Annotated in this window: 14 protein-coding genes; 10 read left to right on the forward strand and 4 right to left on the reverse strand. The window is 64.6% G+C overall.

Features of this window, described 5'->3' with window-relative positions:
* Positions 1-42 precede the first annotated feature (42 nt).
* The 6 genes from AC0L3S_RS03300 (at position 43) to AC0L3S_RS03325 (ending at position 6,393) form a co-directional block, all read left to right on the forward strand.
* Positions 43-837 carry an enoyl-CoA hydratase/isomerase family protein gene (locus tag AC0L3S_RS03300; protein ID WP_473278075.1) on the forward strand — a complete coding sequence of 265 codons (795 nt, stop codon included), beginning with the start codon at positions 43-45 and terminating at the stop codon, positions 835-837.
* Between the two features lie 9 nt (positions 838-846).
* Positions 847-2,106: a CaiB/BaiF CoA transferase family protein gene (locus AC0L3S_RS03305; RefSeq protein WP_473278076.1), complete on the forward strand. Its 1,260-nt coding sequence runs from the start codon at positions 847-849 to the stop codon at positions 2,104-2,106.
* A gap of 52 nt (positions 2,107-2,158) precedes the next feature.
* The gene (locus AC0L3S_RS03310; RefSeq protein ID WP_473278077.1) at positions 2,159-3,151 is read left to right on the forward strand and encodes a Bug family tripartite tricarboxylate transporter substrate binding protein; all 993 of its coding nucleotides are present in this window, start codon (positions 2,159-2,161) and stop codon (positions 3,149-3,151) included.
* A gap of 184 nt (positions 3,152-3,335) precedes the next feature.
* A complete protein-coding gene (locus AC0L3S_RS03315; protein WP_473261638.1) occupies positions 3,336-3,818 on the forward strand; it encodes a tripartite tricarboxylate transporter TctB family protein in 483 nt (160 codons plus the stop codon).
* An 11-nt stretch (positions 3,819-3,829) separates the two neighbouring features.
* Positions 3,830-5,392, forward strand: a complete 1,563-nt coding sequence (locus tag AC0L3S_RS03320) for a tripartite tricarboxylate transporter permease (RefSeq protein ID WP_473278078.1) — start codon at positions 3,830-3,832, stop codon at positions 5,390-5,392.
* The gene (locus AC0L3S_RS03325) at positions 5,389-6,393 is read left to right on the forward strand and encodes a 4-hydroxythreonine-4-phosphate dehydrogenase PdxA (protein WP_473278079.1); all 1,005 of its coding nucleotides are present in this window, start codon (positions 5,389-5,391) and stop codon (positions 6,391-6,393) included. The genes AC0L3S_RS03320 and AC0L3S_RS03325 overlap by 4 nt, the downstream gene beginning before the upstream one ends.
* Positions 6,394-6,400: 7 nt before the next feature.
* Here AC0L3S_RS03325 and AC0L3S_RS03330 read toward each other — a convergent pair whose 3' ends face one another.
* The 3 genes from AC0L3S_RS03330 to AC0L3S_RS03340 all read right to left on the reverse strand — a co-directional run bounded on the left by AC0L3S_RS03330 (position 6,401) and on the right by AC0L3S_RS03340 (position 8,820).
* Positions 6,401-6,817 carry a cupin domain-containing protein gene (locus AC0L3S_RS03330; RefSeq protein ID WP_473278080.1) on the reverse strand — a complete coding sequence of 139 codons (417 nt, stop codon included), beginning with the start codon at positions 6,815-6,817 and terminating at the stop codon, positions 6,401-6,403.
* Between the two features lie 10 nt (positions 6,818-6,827).
* The gene (locus AC0L3S_RS03335) at positions 6,828-7,571 is read right to left on the reverse strand and encodes an SDR family oxidoreductase (protein WP_473278081.1); all 744 of its coding nucleotides are present in this window, start codon (positions 7,569-7,571) and stop codon (positions 6,828-6,830) included.
* A gap of 235 nt (positions 7,572-7,806) precedes the next feature.
* A complete protein-coding gene (locus AC0L3S_RS03340; RefSeq protein ID WP_473278082.1) occupies positions 7,807-8,820 on the reverse strand; it encodes a formylglycine-generating enzyme family protein in 1,014 nt (337 codons plus the stop codon).
* 502 nt (positions 8,821-9,322) lie between these two features.
* Here AC0L3S_RS03340 and AC0L3S_RS03345 point away from each other — a divergent pair.
* The gene (locus AC0L3S_RS03345) at positions 9,323-10,309 is read left to right on the forward strand and encodes a helix-turn-helix domain-containing protein (protein ID WP_473278083.1); all 987 of its coding nucleotides are present in this window, start codon (positions 9,323-9,325) and stop codon (positions 10,307-10,309) included.
* A gap of 157 nt (positions 10,310-10,466) precedes the next feature.
* Here AC0L3S_RS03345 and AC0L3S_RS03350 read toward each other — a convergent pair whose 3' ends face one another.
* Positions 10,467-11,543: a methyl-accepting chemotaxis protein gene (locus AC0L3S_RS03350; RefSeq protein WP_473278084.1), complete on the reverse strand. Its 1,077-nt coding sequence runs from the start codon at positions 11,541-11,543 to the stop codon at positions 10,467-10,469.
* A gap of 275 nt (positions 11,544-11,818) precedes the next feature.
* Between AC0L3S_RS03350 and recJ the strand changes: the two genes are divergently transcribed.
* The 3 genes from recJ to AC0L3S_RS03365 all read left to right on the forward strand — a co-directional run bounded on the left by recJ (position 11,819) and on the right by AC0L3S_RS03365 (position 15,429).
* On the forward strand, positions 11,819-13,660 hold the full coding sequence (recJ, locus tag AC0L3S_RS03355; protein WP_473261620.1) for a single-stranded-DNA-specific exonuclease RecJ: 1,842 nt from the start codon (positions 11,819-11,821) through the stop codon (positions 13,658-13,660).
* Positions 13,661-13,712: 52 nt separating this feature from the next.
* Complete coding sequence (locus AC0L3S_RS03360) at positions 13,713-14,522, forward strand: SDR family NAD(P)-dependent oxidoreductase (protein WP_473261617.1); 810 nt, start codon at positions 13,713-13,715, stop codon at positions 14,520-14,522.
* Between the two features lie 109 nt (positions 14,523-14,631).
* The gene (locus AC0L3S_RS03365; protein WP_473261615.1) at positions 14,632-15,429 is read left to right on the forward strand and encodes an aldolase; all 798 of its coding nucleotides are present in this window, start codon (positions 14,632-14,634) and stop codon (positions 15,427-15,429) included.
* Positions 15,430-15,431: the final 2 nt, after the last annotated feature.

The following is a 15,431-nucleotide window of genomic DNA, read 5'->3' on the forward strand; positions in this document are numbered from 1 at the left end:
TTTGCATTCAAAAATGTAAAAAAGCAGAAGGACATTGAGGAAATGGACCAGCAGGTGGTGGCGGAAGACCTCGTTTTCGAGCGTCAGGACGGTATCGGACGGATCACCTTCAACCGTCCGCAGGCCCGCAACGCCTTCACCTTCGCGATGTACGAGCGGCTTGCCGCGATCTGCGAGGAGATCAACGACGATCACGCGGTCAAGGTGCTGGTGCTGCGCGGTGCCGGCGACAAGGCGTTTGCCGCGGGCACCGACATCAATCAGTTCCGCGATTTCAAGTCACCGCAGGACGCGATCGACTACGAGAACCGCATCGATCGGGTGCTGACCACGCTCGAACAGTGCCGCGTGCCGACGATCGCCGCGATCAACGGGTTCTGCACCGGCGGCGGCGCGGGCATTGCCGCGGCCTGCGACCTCCGCATCGGCACCCAAAGCGCGAAAATCGGCTTTCCCATTGCCCGCACGCTCGGCAATTGCCTGTCGATGTCCAATGTCAGCCGTCTCACCGCGCTGATCGGTGCCGCCCGCGTCAAGGATCTGATCTTCACCGCGCGCCTGGTCGACGCCACGGAAGCCGCGAGCGTCGGGCTGCTCGGCGAGGTCGTTGAGGATCTCACCGCGCTCGACAGGCGCGCGGACGAGGTGGCCCGATTGCTCGCCAGCCATGCCCCGCTGACGCTGAATGCAACCAAGCAGGCCGTGGCGCGCCTGCAAAGGCGGCTGACGCCGGACGAGGGCGAGGACCTCATCCTGATGTGCTACACGAGCCAGGATTTTCGCGAAGGGCTCGATGCTTTCCTCACCAAGCGCGCGCCGAAATGGCGCGGCCAATAGGACGCCCCGATGCAAAGCGATCGCCCGCAATCAACCTCCCGCCGTTCGGGGCCGCTCGCCGGCCTCAAGGTCATCGATCTCACCCATGTCATGGCGGGGCCGACCTGCACCTTGATGCTGGCCGACATGGGCGCCGACGTCATCAAGATCGAGAAATCGCCGAACGGCGACGACACCCGCCATTCGGTGCCGCCAAAGATTGGCGACGAGGCGGCCTCCTTCCTGATGATGAACCGCAACAAGCGCGGCATCGTGCTGGATCTGAAGACCGATGGCGGCAAGCAGGTCTTGCGGCGGCTGATCGCGGGCGCCGACGTGCTGGTCGAGAACTTTGCGCCGGGCGCCATGGAGCGCCTTGGCTTCGGCTACGACGATCTGCACAAGCAGCATCCAGCGCTGATCTATTGCTCGCTGTCGGGCTTCGGCCGCACCGGCCCCTACAAGCACCGCCGCGGCTTCGATCTGGTCGCCCAGGCCATGAGCGGCATCATGAGCTTCACGGGCGAACGTCCCGATGGTCCGCCCGTCAAATGCGGCCCGCCGCTGTCCGACATCACCGCCGGCCTGCTGGCGAGCATGGGCATCCTCGCGGCCTACACGCACCGTCTCAAGACCGGCGAGGGGCAGTGGGTCGAGACCTCGCTCTATGAGGCCGCGCTGGTGCAGACCTACTGGCAGTCGACCATCGCGCTGGCCGCGGGCACCGCGCCGCGCGCCATGGGTTCGGCCCATCCCCTCAACGCGCCATATCAGGCCTTCGAGGCCTCCGACGGCTGGCTGGTGGTCGGTGGCGCCAACAAGAAGCACTGGCTGTTGATGCTGGATGCGCTCGGTGCGAGCGAACTCGCCTCCGATCCGCGCTTCGTCAGCGGGGCCGACCGCATGGCGCATTTGAAGGAGCTCGAAGCGGTCCTGAGCGAGCGCTTCCGCACCCGGACGCGGGCGCACTGGCTGGCGGCGCTGGACGAGAAGGGCGTGCCGTGCGGACCCGTGCACGACATGCTGGAGGCGCTCCGCGATCCGCAGACGCTGGCGCGCGAGATGGTCGTCGAGGTCGAGCATTCCACGCTCGGTCCGGTGAAGACCATCGGCTTGCCGGTCAAGTTTTCGGAGACCCCAGGCAAAGTGCGCACCGGCGCGCCGGTCTACGGTGAGCATACAAGCGAGGTGCTGGTCGAGCACGGGTTCGACCAGAAGCAGATCGAAGCGCTCGAAAAAGAAGGCGCGATCGTCACGGCCTCAGGAAGACGCGAGGAACGCGTCGCCTGACCGGACGTCGAGAAAAACAAGAACAAGAGACAAAAATCAGCTGGAGGACATCATGGGTCGGACGTCAACACTTCTGCTCTCCGCAGCCGCAACCGTGCTCGCCGGCACGATGCCGGCGCTCAGCGCCTGGCAACCGCAAAAGCCGATCGAGTTCGTGGCGACCGCCGGGCCCGGCGGCGGCACCGATAATCTCGCGCGTGCCGTGCAGAACATCATCACCAAGCACAAGCTGGTGGAGCAGCCGATCGTCGTCGTCAACAAGGGTGGCGGCAGCGGCGCGGAAGGCTATGTTTACGGCAAGGCATCCGCCGGCGATCCCTACAAGGTGATCTTCGGCACGTCGAATGCCTGGCAGCAGCCGCTCGTCTCCAAGGTCGCCTTCAACTACACCGATCTCACTGCGATCGCGGCGATGGCGCAGGACGAGTTCCTGCTCTGGGTCAAGCAGGACGCGCCGTACAAGACGGCGGGCGACTATCTGAAGGCGGCCGCGTCGGGCGAATTCAAGATGGGCGGCGCGCAGTCGAAGGACACCGACGAGGTGCTGACCCGCATGATCGAGAAGGCCGGCCACATCAAGCTGACCTATATCCCTTTCAAGAGCGGCGCCGAGACCGCCGTGCAGCTCGCCGGCGGCCATCTCGACTCCCACGTCAACAATCCCAGCGAAAGTCTCGGGCAATGGCGCGGTGGAACGCAACGACCGCTTTGCGTTTTCAGTCCGAAGCGGCTGCCGCAGGGTGCCAAGGTCACCGCGACCGAGGGCTGGGGCGACGTTCCGACCTGTGTCGAGCAGGGCCTCGACATCAAGCAATATGAGCAGCCGCGGACAGTGTGGCTCCCCGGCAAGGTCACCCCGGACCAGGCCGCATTCTATGTTGACCTGATGAAAAAGGTGCAGGCGACACCGGACTGGAAGGACTACATCGAGAAGAGCTCCCAAATCGACACGTTCCTGACCGGGGACGAGCTCGACAAATTCATCAAGGAGGACCTCGAGCGCGTCAAGCAGGTCGCGGGCGAGCAGGGCTGGTTGGTGAAGTAGGACGGCACTCTTGCATGGGTGACCACGTGGACAGGCCTTCCAGCTACATCTCGGCGTTCGTGCCACAAACTCCGCCGTCGTCCCGGCCTAGTGCGCAATTGCGCACTAGGCCGGGACGACACCGAGCGTTGGGGAACATGTGCGCCATAGCCGGCCATTGTACTTAGCCTGACCGGAGCCTTCTATGATATCGCGACGCGCTCTTGAACTTGCGACTGCCATCCTCACGGGCGGTTTTGGCGTTGCAGTTGTGGTCCAGAGTCTCGACAACGGCATCGGCTGGTCGAGCGCGGGCGTGGACGCCGGGACGTTTCCGTTCCTGACCGGGATCATCATCGTGCTCGGGAGCCTCTACAACCTCGCGCGAGGTGTCGTGCCGGCCGCGACGCTCGCCAGCGTCCCCATTGCCATCACACCGATCGAGCTGCGCCGGCTTGCCGGCCTGTTCGTGCCGGCCGCGATTTTCGTGGCTGCGATCCCGTTGGCGGGGATGTACGTCGCCTCGGCCCTGTACATCTTCGCGGTGCTGGCGATCCCCCGACAACAATCCGTGCCGCGCGCGCTTGGCATGGCGGCGGCGACAGCGCTCGCCCTCTACGTCGTGTTCGAGCGCATGTTCCAGGTGAGCTTGCCGCACGGCGCGCTCGCCGCCGCGTTTGGCTTCTGACGGAGAGGCCGATGGACAATCTTGGAGAACTCCTTCACGGCTTTGGCATCGCGATCACGCTGCCGCATCTGGCGCTGATGGTGATCGGCGTGCTGCTCGGCATTCTCGTCGGCGTGCTGCCTGGGCTTGGTGCTCCGAACGGGGTGTCGCTGCTGCTGCCGCTGACCTTCGGCATGCAACCGGTCTCCGCCATCATCCTGCTCTCCAGCATGTATTGGGGCGCGTTGTTCGGGGGATCCGTGACCTCGATCCTGTTCAACATCCCGGGCGAGCCGTCGTCTGTCGCCACCACCTTCGACGGCTACCCGATGGCGCGCGACGGACGACCGACGACGGCGCTCGCCACCGCTTTTGGCTCGGCGGCATTCGGCGCGCTGATCGGCGTCATCCTGATCACCTTCCTCGCATCATGGGTGGCGCAGGTCGCACTTGCCTTCGGGCCGGCGGAATATTTCGCGGTCTATTTCCTGGCCTTCGCCAGCTTCGTCGGCATGGGCGGGGCGGCGCCGATCAAGACCATCGTCGCGCTGGCGATCGGCTTTGCCATTGCCGCCATCGGCATCGACACGGTCTCCGGGAGCGTGCGCCTCACCATGGGCGTCGACGAGCTCGTCAAGGGCGTGAACTTCGTCGTCGCGGTGATGGGTCTGTTCGGCATCGGCGAGCTGCTCGTCGCCGTCGAAGAGGAGTTTCATGCGCGTGCGGTCTCCTCCAGGATCGATTGGCGTGAGGTGTTCCGTGCCGTCGGCCGCCTGCCACGGCATAGCGTTGCGCTACTGCGGAGCGCGGCGATCGGATGCTGGATGGGGATCACGCCCGGCGGGCCGACTGCGGCATCCTTTATGAGTTACGGCATTGGCCGTCGCTTCTCGCGCCGTGGCCGATACTTCGGTACGGGGGAGGTTGAAGGCATCATCTCGCCGGAGACGGCCGATCATGCCGCCGGGACCAGCGCGCTTCTGCCCATGCTCTCGCTCGGCATTCCCGGCTCGGCCACCGCGGCCGTCATGATGGGCGGGCTGATGATCTGGGGCCTCAATCCCGGGCCGATGCTGTTCGTCGACCAGAAAGACTTTGTCTGGGGCCTGATTGCCTCGATGTATGTCGGCAATATCGTCGCCGTTGTGCTGGTGCTGCTGACTGTGCCGATCTTCGCCGCCCTGATGCGGATCCCCTTCGTGATCATCGCGCCCCTGATCGTGATCATCTGCGTCGTCGGCGCCTATTCGGTGTCGAACTCCTATCTCGATGTCGTCATGATGCTCGGTTTCGGCATCGTCGGCTATCTCTTCAAGAAGCTGTTCTATCCGCTGGCGCCACTCGTGCTCGCCATCGTCATCGGCGACAAGGCCGAGGACGCGTTCCGGCAGTCGATGCTGATGTCGAAGGGATCGCTTGGGATATTCTTCGCCAACAAGCTGGTGACATGCCTGATCGTGGCCGGCATCGCGCTGTTGCTGTTGCCGCTCGTGTTGCAGCTTGCGCGCTTGCTGCGCAAGCCTGCGCCGTCGATCCACGAGACGACAGTCCAGAACACAGATCGAGAGACCGCGCGAGAGAAGGTGATGATATGACCGCAAAGCCGCTCATTGCACTGGCAATGGGAGATCCCGCCGGCATCAGCCCGGAATTGACCGCAAAGCTCGTGTTGCAGGACGACATCCGCGCCCGCAGCCGGATCGCCGTGATCGGCGACCGCCGCATCTTCGACGAAGGCGCGCGCATTGCCGGCGTCAAGCCGGAACTGACCATGGTGGAGCAGGGGGCCGATCTGCGCGAGGCGGAGGGCGAGACGCTGTTCGTCGATCTCGGCCACCTCGGTCCCGGCGACATCAGGCAGGGCATTGCGAGCCTTGCCGGCGGCAGGTTCGCACTTGCCAACTACAAGCACGCGCTCGAACTCGGCCGCGACAGCCGGGTCGATGCCGTCTGCTTTACGCCGTTCAACAAGCAGGCGATGCGACTGGCCCGCGCCGAGTACGACGACGAGATCGCGTTCTCCGCAGAAGTGGTCGGACTCAAAACGCCCGCAAGCGAATTCAATGTGCTGGACCGGCTCTGGAACGCCCGCGTGACCTCTCACATCCCGCTCAAGGACGTTGCCGCGCGACTGTCCGGCGAACGCATCCATCGCGCGCTTGAGTTGACTGATGCCTGCATGCGCAATGCCGGCTTCGCCCGGCCGCGCATCGCGGTCGCCGGGCTCAACCCGCATGCCGGCGACGGCGGCAATTTCGGTCGTGAGGAGATCGATGTCATCGCGCCCGTGGTCGCGGCCGGTCAGCGCGAGGGCATTGCCGCCGAAGGGCCATTCCCCGCCGACACGGTGTTCCTGCGCGCCAAGGGCGGCGCCTTCGATGCTGTGCTGACGATGTATCACGACCAGGGTCAGATCGCGATGAAGCTGATGGGGTTCGATCGCGGCGTGACCTTGCTCGGCGGTTTTCCGTTCCCGATCTGCACACCGGCGCACGGCACTGCCTACGACATTGCCGGCCAAGGCATTGCATCAGTCGGTGCCAGCCGCGCCGCGGTGTTGCTCGCCGCGGAGATGGCCGTGCGTCGCCTCGCGTGATCCGTTGCTACTTCGGCAGCGGCATCGTCAGTTCCTTGTCGGCGGTATCCACCACGAACACGGCAAGCAGCTTTGCGGGCTCGGTATCGCTGGCATTGGCGCTGACGGCATGGCGGTCGCCGGGCTTTTCAGAGAAGTTCTCTCCCTTGCGAAAGACCCTGGCGGGCCCGTCATTGACCTGACTGCGGATCGCGCCTTCCAGGACCGTGGCATAGATGAAAGCCGAGGGTGCGTGGATGTGGGCCGGTGAGGACCCTCCGGGACCATACTCGACCAGCACGCTCTTCATGCTCTTGCCCGGGACATTCGGCAGCGCCTGGTCGAACACGAGCGTCACCTTGGCCGTGGCTGCCGCTGTCTCGGCGGCATGGGCCGTCAGGAATGATGCGGCATAAACAGCAATTGCGATCAGCAATCTGCGCATGGAAGCCTCCTCAAAGTCTCGCGAGCCATGTTGCGAGCGACGTTTTGCCGAGCCGCGCCTCGCCGAGAGGGTTCAGCGATGTGTCGTCGATGGGAGCGCCGTAGTACGGCGCCTTTGGGTCTCCCACCACCAGTCGGGTGTCGCTGGACGCCTTCAGGCGCCGTGCGATGAATTCATTGAAGGGCGCCTTCTCAGGTCCTGCGATATCGATCGTGCCGTTGAGCGGTGGCCCCATCGCGACCTCTGCGAGGCGATCAGCCACGTCGTCGGCTGCGATCGGTTGAAACAATGCCGAGGGAACGACGATCTGGCCGTCGGCCGCGCCCATATCGCCGATGGCGCTGAGGAATTCGAAGAACTGGGTGGCGCGGACGATCGAGTAGGGGACCGGAGATGCCTTGACGATGGTCTCCTGCGCCAGCTTGGCGCGAAAATAGGCGATGTCGGGCGAGCGCTCGGTTCCGACGATCGAGAGCGCCACATGATGCTTCACGGCTGCAGCCGCCTCGGCCGCAGCGAGGTTCTTGCTCGAACGTTCGAAGAATCCGAGCACGGCGGCAGGCTCCCAGGACGGCGCGTTGGCAACGTCGACGACGACGTCCGCGCTCGCCAGCACGGCGGCGAGGCCTTCCCCGGTGACGGCGTTCACGCCTGACTTCGGCGAAGCCGCGACGGCGTCGTGGCCTTGCTGCTTGAGCTTCGCTACGAGCTTGGATCCGATCAATCCGGTCCCGCCGATCACGACGATCTTCATGGCATGTCTCCTCGGCACGTTGCGGGCGCGAGCGTTTCAGGATCGACGGCGCGCGCGTCGCGAGAGCGATGAGGCGACTCTTACCGTGGATATGGGGCAGGCTCTTGCCTGTAACCCGCCTGCCTTGTCCAAAAATGCTGAAGATGTTTATCGATCGCCGATGGATAAAGTTGCGTATCGAAATAGTCCAACGCGCAGAGCGCACCCCTGACGCCGCATGCGCCAGCGGCGCTCGCTAGATTGCAGCACGTCCTTCTTGTTGGCGTTCGGTTACAGACGGCATTCGCACCACGCAGCGGAACCCGACATGGCTGGTCGAAGTATCGACCGGTTCGGCGTGGCGCGCGGCCGGGCGATAGCGGCGGCAATAGTTCGGCGCGCAGAGGTGCGAGCCGCCCTTGAGGACCTTGCGCGAAATTTGGATATCGGGGACGCGAGGGTCGTAACTAGTGTGCTCACCGCCGCCGCGGGGATTTTTGGGGATGCAGCAGGGTTTTGCAGCGTCGGCTGCGTGCTTTGATGACCACCAGTCGACGGTCCACTCCCAGACATTGCCGATCATGTCATAGAGACCGTAGCCGTTCGGCGGGAAGGCCATGACCGGCGAGGTACGCTCGTACCCATCCTCGCCGAGATTCTGGACGGGGAAGTTGCCCTGCCAGATATTGGCCATGTGCTTGCCGCCCGGCATCAGCGCATCGCCCCAGGCGTATTCCTCCGCCTCGAGGCCGCCGCGCGCGGCGAACTCCCATTCCGCCTCCGTCGGCAAGTCCTTGCCGGCCCAGTGGGCATAGGCTGCCGCATCGCTAAAGGAGACGTGAACGACCGGATGATCGTCGAGGTCCTTGATGTTGCTGCCGGGACCATAGGGATGACGCCAGTTGGCCCCGCGCAGGAAAGTCCACCACTGGCTCCAGTCGGTGAGATCGGTGATGCGCGGCAGCGGGGAGAACACCAGCGATCCCGCGTAGAGCATCTCCGCCAGCGCGCCTGGATAGTCCTTCGGGTCGGGAACGATCTGCGCCTCGGTGACATGGCCGGTCGCGTTGACGAACTGCTTGAACTGCCGGTTGGTTACGGGCGTGCGGTCCATCCAGAAGCCGTCGACAGCGACGCGATGGCTCGGCGCTTCCTCGGGATAATGATGGTCGGATCCCATGCGAAACGTTCCGCCGGGAATGAAGACCATCTCGCCGGTCTTCAAATCATCCGGCAACCACTCGCAGTGATCCAGATCCGCTCGCAACATGGTGGAAGCTCCGATACGCGCATTCCACCCGATGTTACTGCGCCAACTCTGGCAGACTTCGACGATAGCGCTTTGCCCGGCCCATTGGACGCATTGTTCGGTCCCCTCTTTTTTGGCGCTCGGGGGAGAGAAGGACGCTGCGTTGCGTCAACATCTCTTTCCTTTGCACGCACGTTTTCGAGCACGCCGCAAATCCATGCCGCGTGCGCTCTGCCATCCGCAGAACGCTTCCGCTCAATATCGCTAAGGTTGCAAACGGTATCCGAAGATTGGACGGCTGTGATGTGCAGTTTGTGCCAGTCTGCCCGGGCAGTTGGTGAGACCTAGTGACCCATGTCGAAAATCCCTCAGTGCAGGGCAGTTCAGTGGCATATCTAGCAACAAACTTGCCGATGATTTGTCTCAAAACGCGAAGTCAGCCTCTCGCACCCACCTCGCGTTGTGGTGGTACTTTGCTATCGGGTGCCGCAGAATTGTCGCGCTTCAGTAACAGGGTCCGGCCATGGGGCAATTCTTTCTGGTTGATTCGCGCAAGCTGGATGGTTTCGAAGGTCTTCAGCAGGCCGTCCACGGCTCGCATGTCGATGTGATGCAACTTGGCCGCGGTCGGTTGCGCGGAACGTTGTCCCATGTCGGCATCGGCGACTTCTCGCTCAGCATTGGTGCTTTCAACGTCGGCATGCGCACGCAGCGGGTGTCCAGCGACGACAGACTGATCATCGGGATGCTGCTTGCGGCCGAAGAGCGCGTCGCCCACTGGTCGTTCGACATGCAGCTCAACGATGTGCTCGTCATTCCGCCGCGGCTCGAACATGATGGTGTTTTTCACGGCGGCTCCGCTTACGCCGCTATGCGCTTCGACCTCAACGAAGTCGCGACGCTGTTCGGCGGTGAGGCACGGCTGAGCGACCCCGACACCTGGCGCAGCCGCGGTCATTTCCGCGCGGACGTCGAGACCGGCGCGATCGCCTCGCGCCGCCTGGTCCGGATCATGTCGCACCTGCGCGACAACAAATATGGGCTGACGCCATCAACCGCCGAATTCTGGAAACGATCGATCGCCGAATGTATGGCTGCCAACGTCGCGTCGTCGCTGCCACCCGATGGCAACGGCTGGCTGCCTTCCGCGCGACGGCTGGTCCGCAAGGTCGAGGAGTTTCTCGACGACGCCGGCACGCGTCCGGTGCATGTTTCGGAAATTTGCGCGGTGCTCGGCGTATCGCGGCGTACCCTGCACCGCGCCTTTCAGGAGGTATTCGGCCTCGGTCCGGCCAGCTTCCTCAGGCACAAGCGTCTCTGCGCTGTTCACTCCATCCTGCACCAGAGCGCACCCGGCTCGACCACCGTGACAGCCGTCGCCATGCAGCAGGGCTTTTACGAACTCGGCCGGTTTTCGCAATATTACTTCGCAATGTTCGGGGAGCGTCCGTCGCAAACGCTTGGAATTACGACGCTGCAGCCAGTCGAAGACGACATCGCCAGAGCCTAGCGCTCTGGGCCCGGACCGCGACCGACGCCATGATCGCATGCATGCCGGTGTTTTGCCGGCGTGAAACGGCGAAAAAAACCGTCATGAAAACAACCAGATGGCTACTGTGCATGGGGTTGTTTTCACGGTTTTGAGTTGGATGGGCAAGCTGGCGGCTTCACGCCCCGCAGACGATCACACCATACCAGCCGAGCCCGCGATAGGTTTCGTAGCCCGGCGTGGCATGGAACGCGACCAGCGTGCCCGAGCGGTCCTGATAGAAGCCGGAGCGCTGGCCGTCCAGCGAGAGCGAGATGCGCTCGCTGAGGATGCCCTGGCCGTCCGAGGCGGCGATGATGCGAAGATTGGAATCGACCAGCAGCACGCGCGCCTTGTCGCTGTCGCCGACGCGCACGCCTTGCACGATGGCGCGGGCCTGTGCCTCCCAGTCGAAATGGATGGCGAGCACGCCGATTGGCGCGCCGTTGGCCTGGCCGCCGGCGCGGACGCTGGCGCAATAGGTCGCGACCTGGGCATTGCCGAGCAGCGGCTGATTCTCGACGTCGCCGGCGACATAGTCGTCGCCGGAGCGCAGGGTCTTGGCCTCGCGAAACCATTTGGTGTGGGCGACGTTCTGGCCGACGGTGCGAAAGCGGTCGGCGCGGCCGTTGGCGATGACGTTGCCGTCGAGGTCGCAGAGCCAGAGGTCGATATAGACGGTGTAGGCTCCCAGGATCACGCCGAGACGCTGCGAGGCATGGGACACGGCCGCGCCGTCGGGCGAGGCCGCGCAATCGACCAACGCGGAATCGGTCGCCCACCAGCGCACGTCGCAGGTCCGTTCATAGAGGTTGCGGTCGATCAGTTCGATGGCGTTGAGCGAAAGGTCGACCATGCGCTCGCCGCGCGAGCGCTGGCTCATCCGGTCGATCGAGGAGACGAGATCGCCAGTCCGTTTCGTCAATTGGCTTTCGAGTTCGCGGGCGATGGTCTCGACCTGCTGGCCGACGCCGCGGACCTCCTGCGCCACAACTGCGAAGCCCGCGCCCTGCGCGCCGGCGCGCGAGCTTTCGATCAGCGCGTTCAGCGCCAGCATCTTCATCTGGTTGGTGATCTGCTGGATCGCCTTGGTCTTGTCGACCGCGATCTGGTTGACCTCCGCCGTGAGGCGGTTGATCAGCGCGGAGATGTCGGAATCATCATCAGCGGGTTCGGTGGTGATCGGCTTGGTTTTCAGACCCAGCGCAGCGGACATCGGGGCTTCCTTGGCAATGAGGCCTGATCTGCAATGAACCCGGAACAATCACGTCAGATCGAATACAATTCTTTTTCGGAGATTCCGCCTAACGCCTGCTTAATTTGCTGTTTTGCGGCATGCTCAAATGATAGTCAGTGCGCGCAGCAAAGCGGCAATCCACCGCTTTGTGCCGCGCAGACATTGCAAATCCCGGGGGATTGCGGGCCAATCGTGCCATCGGCCGGACGATGCAATACCTCCGGCTTCCAGGTTCCTCAAACCGACCGATGTTCATGACGCCGCCCGCCACCGCCTTGCCTGTCGAAGCGCCCCAGGCGTTCCTGGGAGTGGCGCGCTCGCTCACCGACAAGCTCTGGCGCGACCGGCTGGATGCGCGCGGGGCGGCGAAGGCGCTTGCCATCGTGCAGCGCCACCTATTGCCGGAACTGCTGGCGCGGGTGCTGGCGGGGCGCGGTGTCGACAGCGACGCCGTGGCAGATTTCCTCGATCCAACCATCCGCAAGCTTCTGCCGGACCCGTTCACGGTGACGGAGATGGAGGCCGCCGCGAAGCGGATCGCGGATGCCGCGGCGAACAGCGAGAAGGTCGCGATCTTCGGCGACTACGATGTCGACGGCGCCACCTCGGCGGCGCTGCTGACCTGGCATCTGCGCCATTGCGGGCTCGATCCGCTGATCCACATTCCCGACCGCATCTTCGAGGGCTATGGGCCCAACACGGAAGCCGTGCGTGCGCTGGCCGCAAAGGGCGCCACGCTGCTCGTGACCGTCGATTGTGGCACCACCAGCATCGAGCCGCTCGCCGAAGCAAAACGTCTCGGCATGTCCGTCGTCGTGATCGACCATCATCAGGCCGGCACGGAGCTGCCGGAGGTCGACGCGCTGGTCAATCCGAACCGGCTCGACGATCTCTCCGGCCTCGGCCATCTCGCCGCCGTCGGCCTCGTGCTGGTGACGCTGGTCGCGGTCAATCGCGAATTGCGCCAGCGCGGCTTCTGGAACGCGGAGATGCCCGAGCCGGACCTGCTCGGCATGCTGCATCACGTCGCGCTCGGCACGGTTGCCGATGTCGCGCCGCTGATCGGCCTCAACCGCGCTTTCGTCGCCAAGGGCCTGATCGCGATGCGGCGGCGCGACCATGTCGGCCACACCGCGCTGATGGACGTGGCGCGGCTCAACGGCCCGCCGGAGGCCTGGCATCTCGGCTTCATGCTGGGGCCGCGCATCAATGCCGGCGGCCGCATCGGCCGCGCCGATCTCGGCGTGCGGCTGCTTTTGGAGGGTGACAGCGTCGAGGCCGCGCGGATCGCCGCCGAACTCGACCGCCTCAACAGCGAGCGCCGGATCATCGAGCAGGCGGCCGAAGCGCAGGCCGAAGCCGAGGCACTCGCCTCGATCGGGCTCGAGGACAAGATCGGCGTGATCGTGACGGCCTCCGAAGGCTGGCATCCCGGCGTGGTCGGTCTCGTTGCGTCCAGGTTGAAGGAGAAGTTCTCGCGGCCCGCCTTCGCGATCGCGCTGGAGCCCGGTGGTATCGGCACCGGTTCCGGCCGCTCGATTGCCGGCGTCGATCTTGGCAAGGCAGTACGGCAGGCGGTCGCCGACGGCATTCTGCTCAAGGGCGGCGGCCACGCGATGGCTGCGGGCGTCACGCTGCGGAAGGAAAAGCTCGCCGAGTTTCGCGCCTACCTCGAGAACGCGCTGGCGCGCGACGTTGCCGAGGCGCGCCACGTCAACGAGCTCTACATCGACGGCGCGGTCTCCGCGCGCGCGGTGACGACCGAACTTGCAACGACGCTCAATCGCGCCGGCCCCTTCGGCAGCGGCAATCCGGAAGTCGTGTTGGCGCTGCCGGCGCACCAGCTCGTCTATGCCGACGAGGTGGGACAGGCACATTTGAGGCTACGCTTCAAGTCGGGCGACGGCGCCATCGTCAACGGCATCGCGTTCCGTTCGATCGGACAGAAGCTCGGCAACGCGCTCGTTGCCAATCGCGGCCAGCAATTGCATGTCGCGGGATCATTGTCGGTCGATCGCTATCAGGGCGCCGAGCGTGTGCAATTCCGCGTCATCGACGTCGCGCTACCCGACCAGGGACCATCCATGATTAGATAGGCCCGGCAAACAACAAAAAAGCTAACAGCAAAAAAGAAAAAAGGGAGTGAACATGGCAGGGCAGGTTCAGGGCAAGGTCGCGCTGGTGACCGGCGGCGCATCCGGAATTGGCGAGGCGATCGTCGAGCTGTTCGCGCGCGAGGGCGCCACCGTCATCGCCACCGACATCGACGAGCTGCGCGGCCCCGAGCTCGCCAATCGCGTCACCAAGGCCGGTGGCAAGGCGATTTTCCTGGAGCAGGACGTCACCAGCGAAGAGCGCTGGATCGAGATCACAGCCGAGATCGCGAAGCGCTTTGGCCGGCTCGATATTCTGGTCTCTAACGCAGGCATCGGCCTTGCCGTGCCCTCGATCGTCGACATGACGCTCAGCGACTGGCGCAAGCAGAACGCGATCAACCTCGACGGCGTCTTCCTCTCCGTCAAGCATTGCCTGCCCCTGATGCGCAAGACCGGCGGCGGCTCGATCGTCATGATGTCCTCGCTCGCGGGCCTGCGCGGCGCGCCCGGGCTGTCGGCCTATTCGGCGACCAAGGGCGGCGTGCGGCTGTTCGCAAAGTCGATCGCGATGGAGTGCGCGGCCGCCGGCGACGGCATTCGGGTCAACTCCGTCCATCCCGGCATCATCGACACGCCGATCTGGGGCAAGATCCCGACCGGCGCGACCGGCAACCAGGGCAACGCGCCGATCGATCCTGAGGAGCGTGCGCGCGTCGTCGCGCCGCTCGGCCGCGCCGGCCAGGCTGCGGAAATTGCCTCCGGCGTGCTGTATCTGGCCTCCGATGCCTCGCGCTACGTCACCGGCAGCGAACTCGTCATCGACGGCGGCATGAATGCCGGCGGCGTGCCGCGGCGGCAATAGCCCGCCGGGCGGGCTGCGAAGGGCAGGGTGGCGCCCGCGGGGGCTGACGCGCAGGCGTCGGACCTGTACAACGCGGGCGTCTTCCGGCCGACAGAGGTGTCCTTCCGCCATGGCGCACAGCCTTCACTCTTCGTCATCCACGCCAGCAACGTTCCGCTCGAACCGTCCGGACCTCGTGACTGACGCGATCCGCAGTGCGCGCGAGGATCTTGCCGCTTGCTTTCGGATGGCCGCGCGCAACGGCTTTGAGGAGGGCATCTGCAACCACTTCTCGGCCGTGGTGCCGGGCCATGACGATCTCTTCCTGGTCAACCCTTACGGCTACGCCTTCCGCGAGCTGACCGCGTCAAAACTGCTGATCTGCGACTTCCACGGCAACGTGCTCGACGGCGAGGGCGTGCCCGAGGCGACCGCGTTCTACATCCATGCCGAGATGCACAAGCGCCTGCCGCGCGCCAAGGTCGCCTTCCACACCCACATGCCCTACGCCACGGCGCTGTCGATGACTGAGGGCGATCCGCTGATCTGGGCCGGCCAGACCGCGCTGAAATTCTACGGTCGCACGGCCGTGGACCGCGACTACAACGGCCTCGCGCTCGACAACCGTGAAGGTGCGCGCATCGCCTCCAGCGTCGGGGATGCCGATATCATCTTCATGAAGCATCACGGCGTGATGGTGCTGGCCCCGACCATCGCGGAGGCCTGGGATGATCTCTATTATCTCGAACGCGCCGCCGAGGTGCAGGTGCTCGCGATGTCGACGGGGCGACAGGTGCTGCCGGTCGGTCCCGCCATTGCGGCCGAGACCTACAGGCAGATGCGCGAGGGCGATTCCGAATCCGCCCGGCTGCATCTCGCCGCAATCCGTCGCCAGCTCGATGCCGAGGAGCCGCAGTATAGGCACTGAGC

It is taken from the genome of Bradyrhizobium sp. Ken01, assembly GCF_055807355.1.

What these genes read in the sequence shown, in the direction of transcription:
- AC0L3S_RS03300 (WP_473278075.1), top strand. Translation starts at nt 43, where the DNA reads ATGGACCAGCAGGTGGTGGCGGAAGACCTCGTTTTCGAGCGTCAGGAC.
- AC0L3S_RS03305 (WP_473278076.1), top strand. Translation starts at nt 847, where the DNA reads ATGCAAAGCGATCGCCCGCAATCAACCTCCCGCCGTTCGGGGCCGCTC.
- AC0L3S_RS03310 (WP_473278077.1), top strand. Translation starts at nt 2,159, where the DNA reads ATGGGTCGGACGTCAACACTTCTGCTCTCCGCAGCCGCAACCGTGCTC.
- AC0L3S_RS03315 (WP_473261638.1), top strand. Translation starts at nt 3,336, where the DNA reads ATGATATCGCGACGCGCTCTTGAACTTGCGACTGCCATCCTCACGGGC.
- AC0L3S_RS03320 (WP_473278078.1), top strand. Translation starts at nt 3,830, where the DNA reads ATGGACAATCTTGGAGAACTCCTTCACGGCTTTGGCATCGCGATCACG.
- AC0L3S_RS03325 (WP_473278079.1), top strand. Translation starts at nt 5,389, where the DNA reads ATGACCGCAAAGCCGCTCATTGCACTGGCAATGGGAGATCCCGCCGGC.
- AC0L3S_RS03330 (WP_473278080.1), bottom strand. Translation starts at nt 6,817, where the DNA reads ATGCGCAGATTGCTGATCGCAATTGCTGTTTATGCCGCATCATTCCTG.
- AC0L3S_RS03335 (WP_473278081.1), bottom strand. Translation starts at nt 7,571, where the DNA reads ATGAAGATCGTCGTGATCGGCGGGACCGGATTGATCGGATCCAAGCTC.
- AC0L3S_RS03340 (WP_473278082.1), bottom strand. Translation starts at nt 8,820, where the DNA reads ATGTTGCGAGCGGATCTGGATCACTGCGAGTGGTTGCCGGATGATTTG.
- AC0L3S_RS03345 (WP_473278083.1), top strand. Translation starts at nt 9,323, where the DNA reads ATGGGGCAATTCTTTCTGGTTGATTCGCGCAAGCTGGATGGTTTCGAA.
- AC0L3S_RS03350 (WP_473278084.1), bottom strand. Translation starts at nt 11,543, where the DNA reads ATGTCCGCTGCGCTGGGTCTGAAAACCAAGCCGATCACCACCGAACCC.
- recJ (WP_473261620.1), top strand. Translation starts at nt 11,819, where the DNA reads ATGACGCCGCCCGCCACCGCCTTGCCTGTCGAAGCGCCCCAGGCGTTC.
- AC0L3S_RS03360 (WP_473261617.1), top strand. Translation starts at nt 13,713, where the DNA reads ATGGCAGGGCAGGTTCAGGGCAAGGTCGCGCTGGTGACCGGCGGCGCA.
- AC0L3S_RS03365 (WP_473261615.1), top strand. Translation starts at nt 14,632, where the DNA reads ATGGCGCACAGCCTTCACTCTTCGTCATCCACGCCAGCAACGTTCCGC.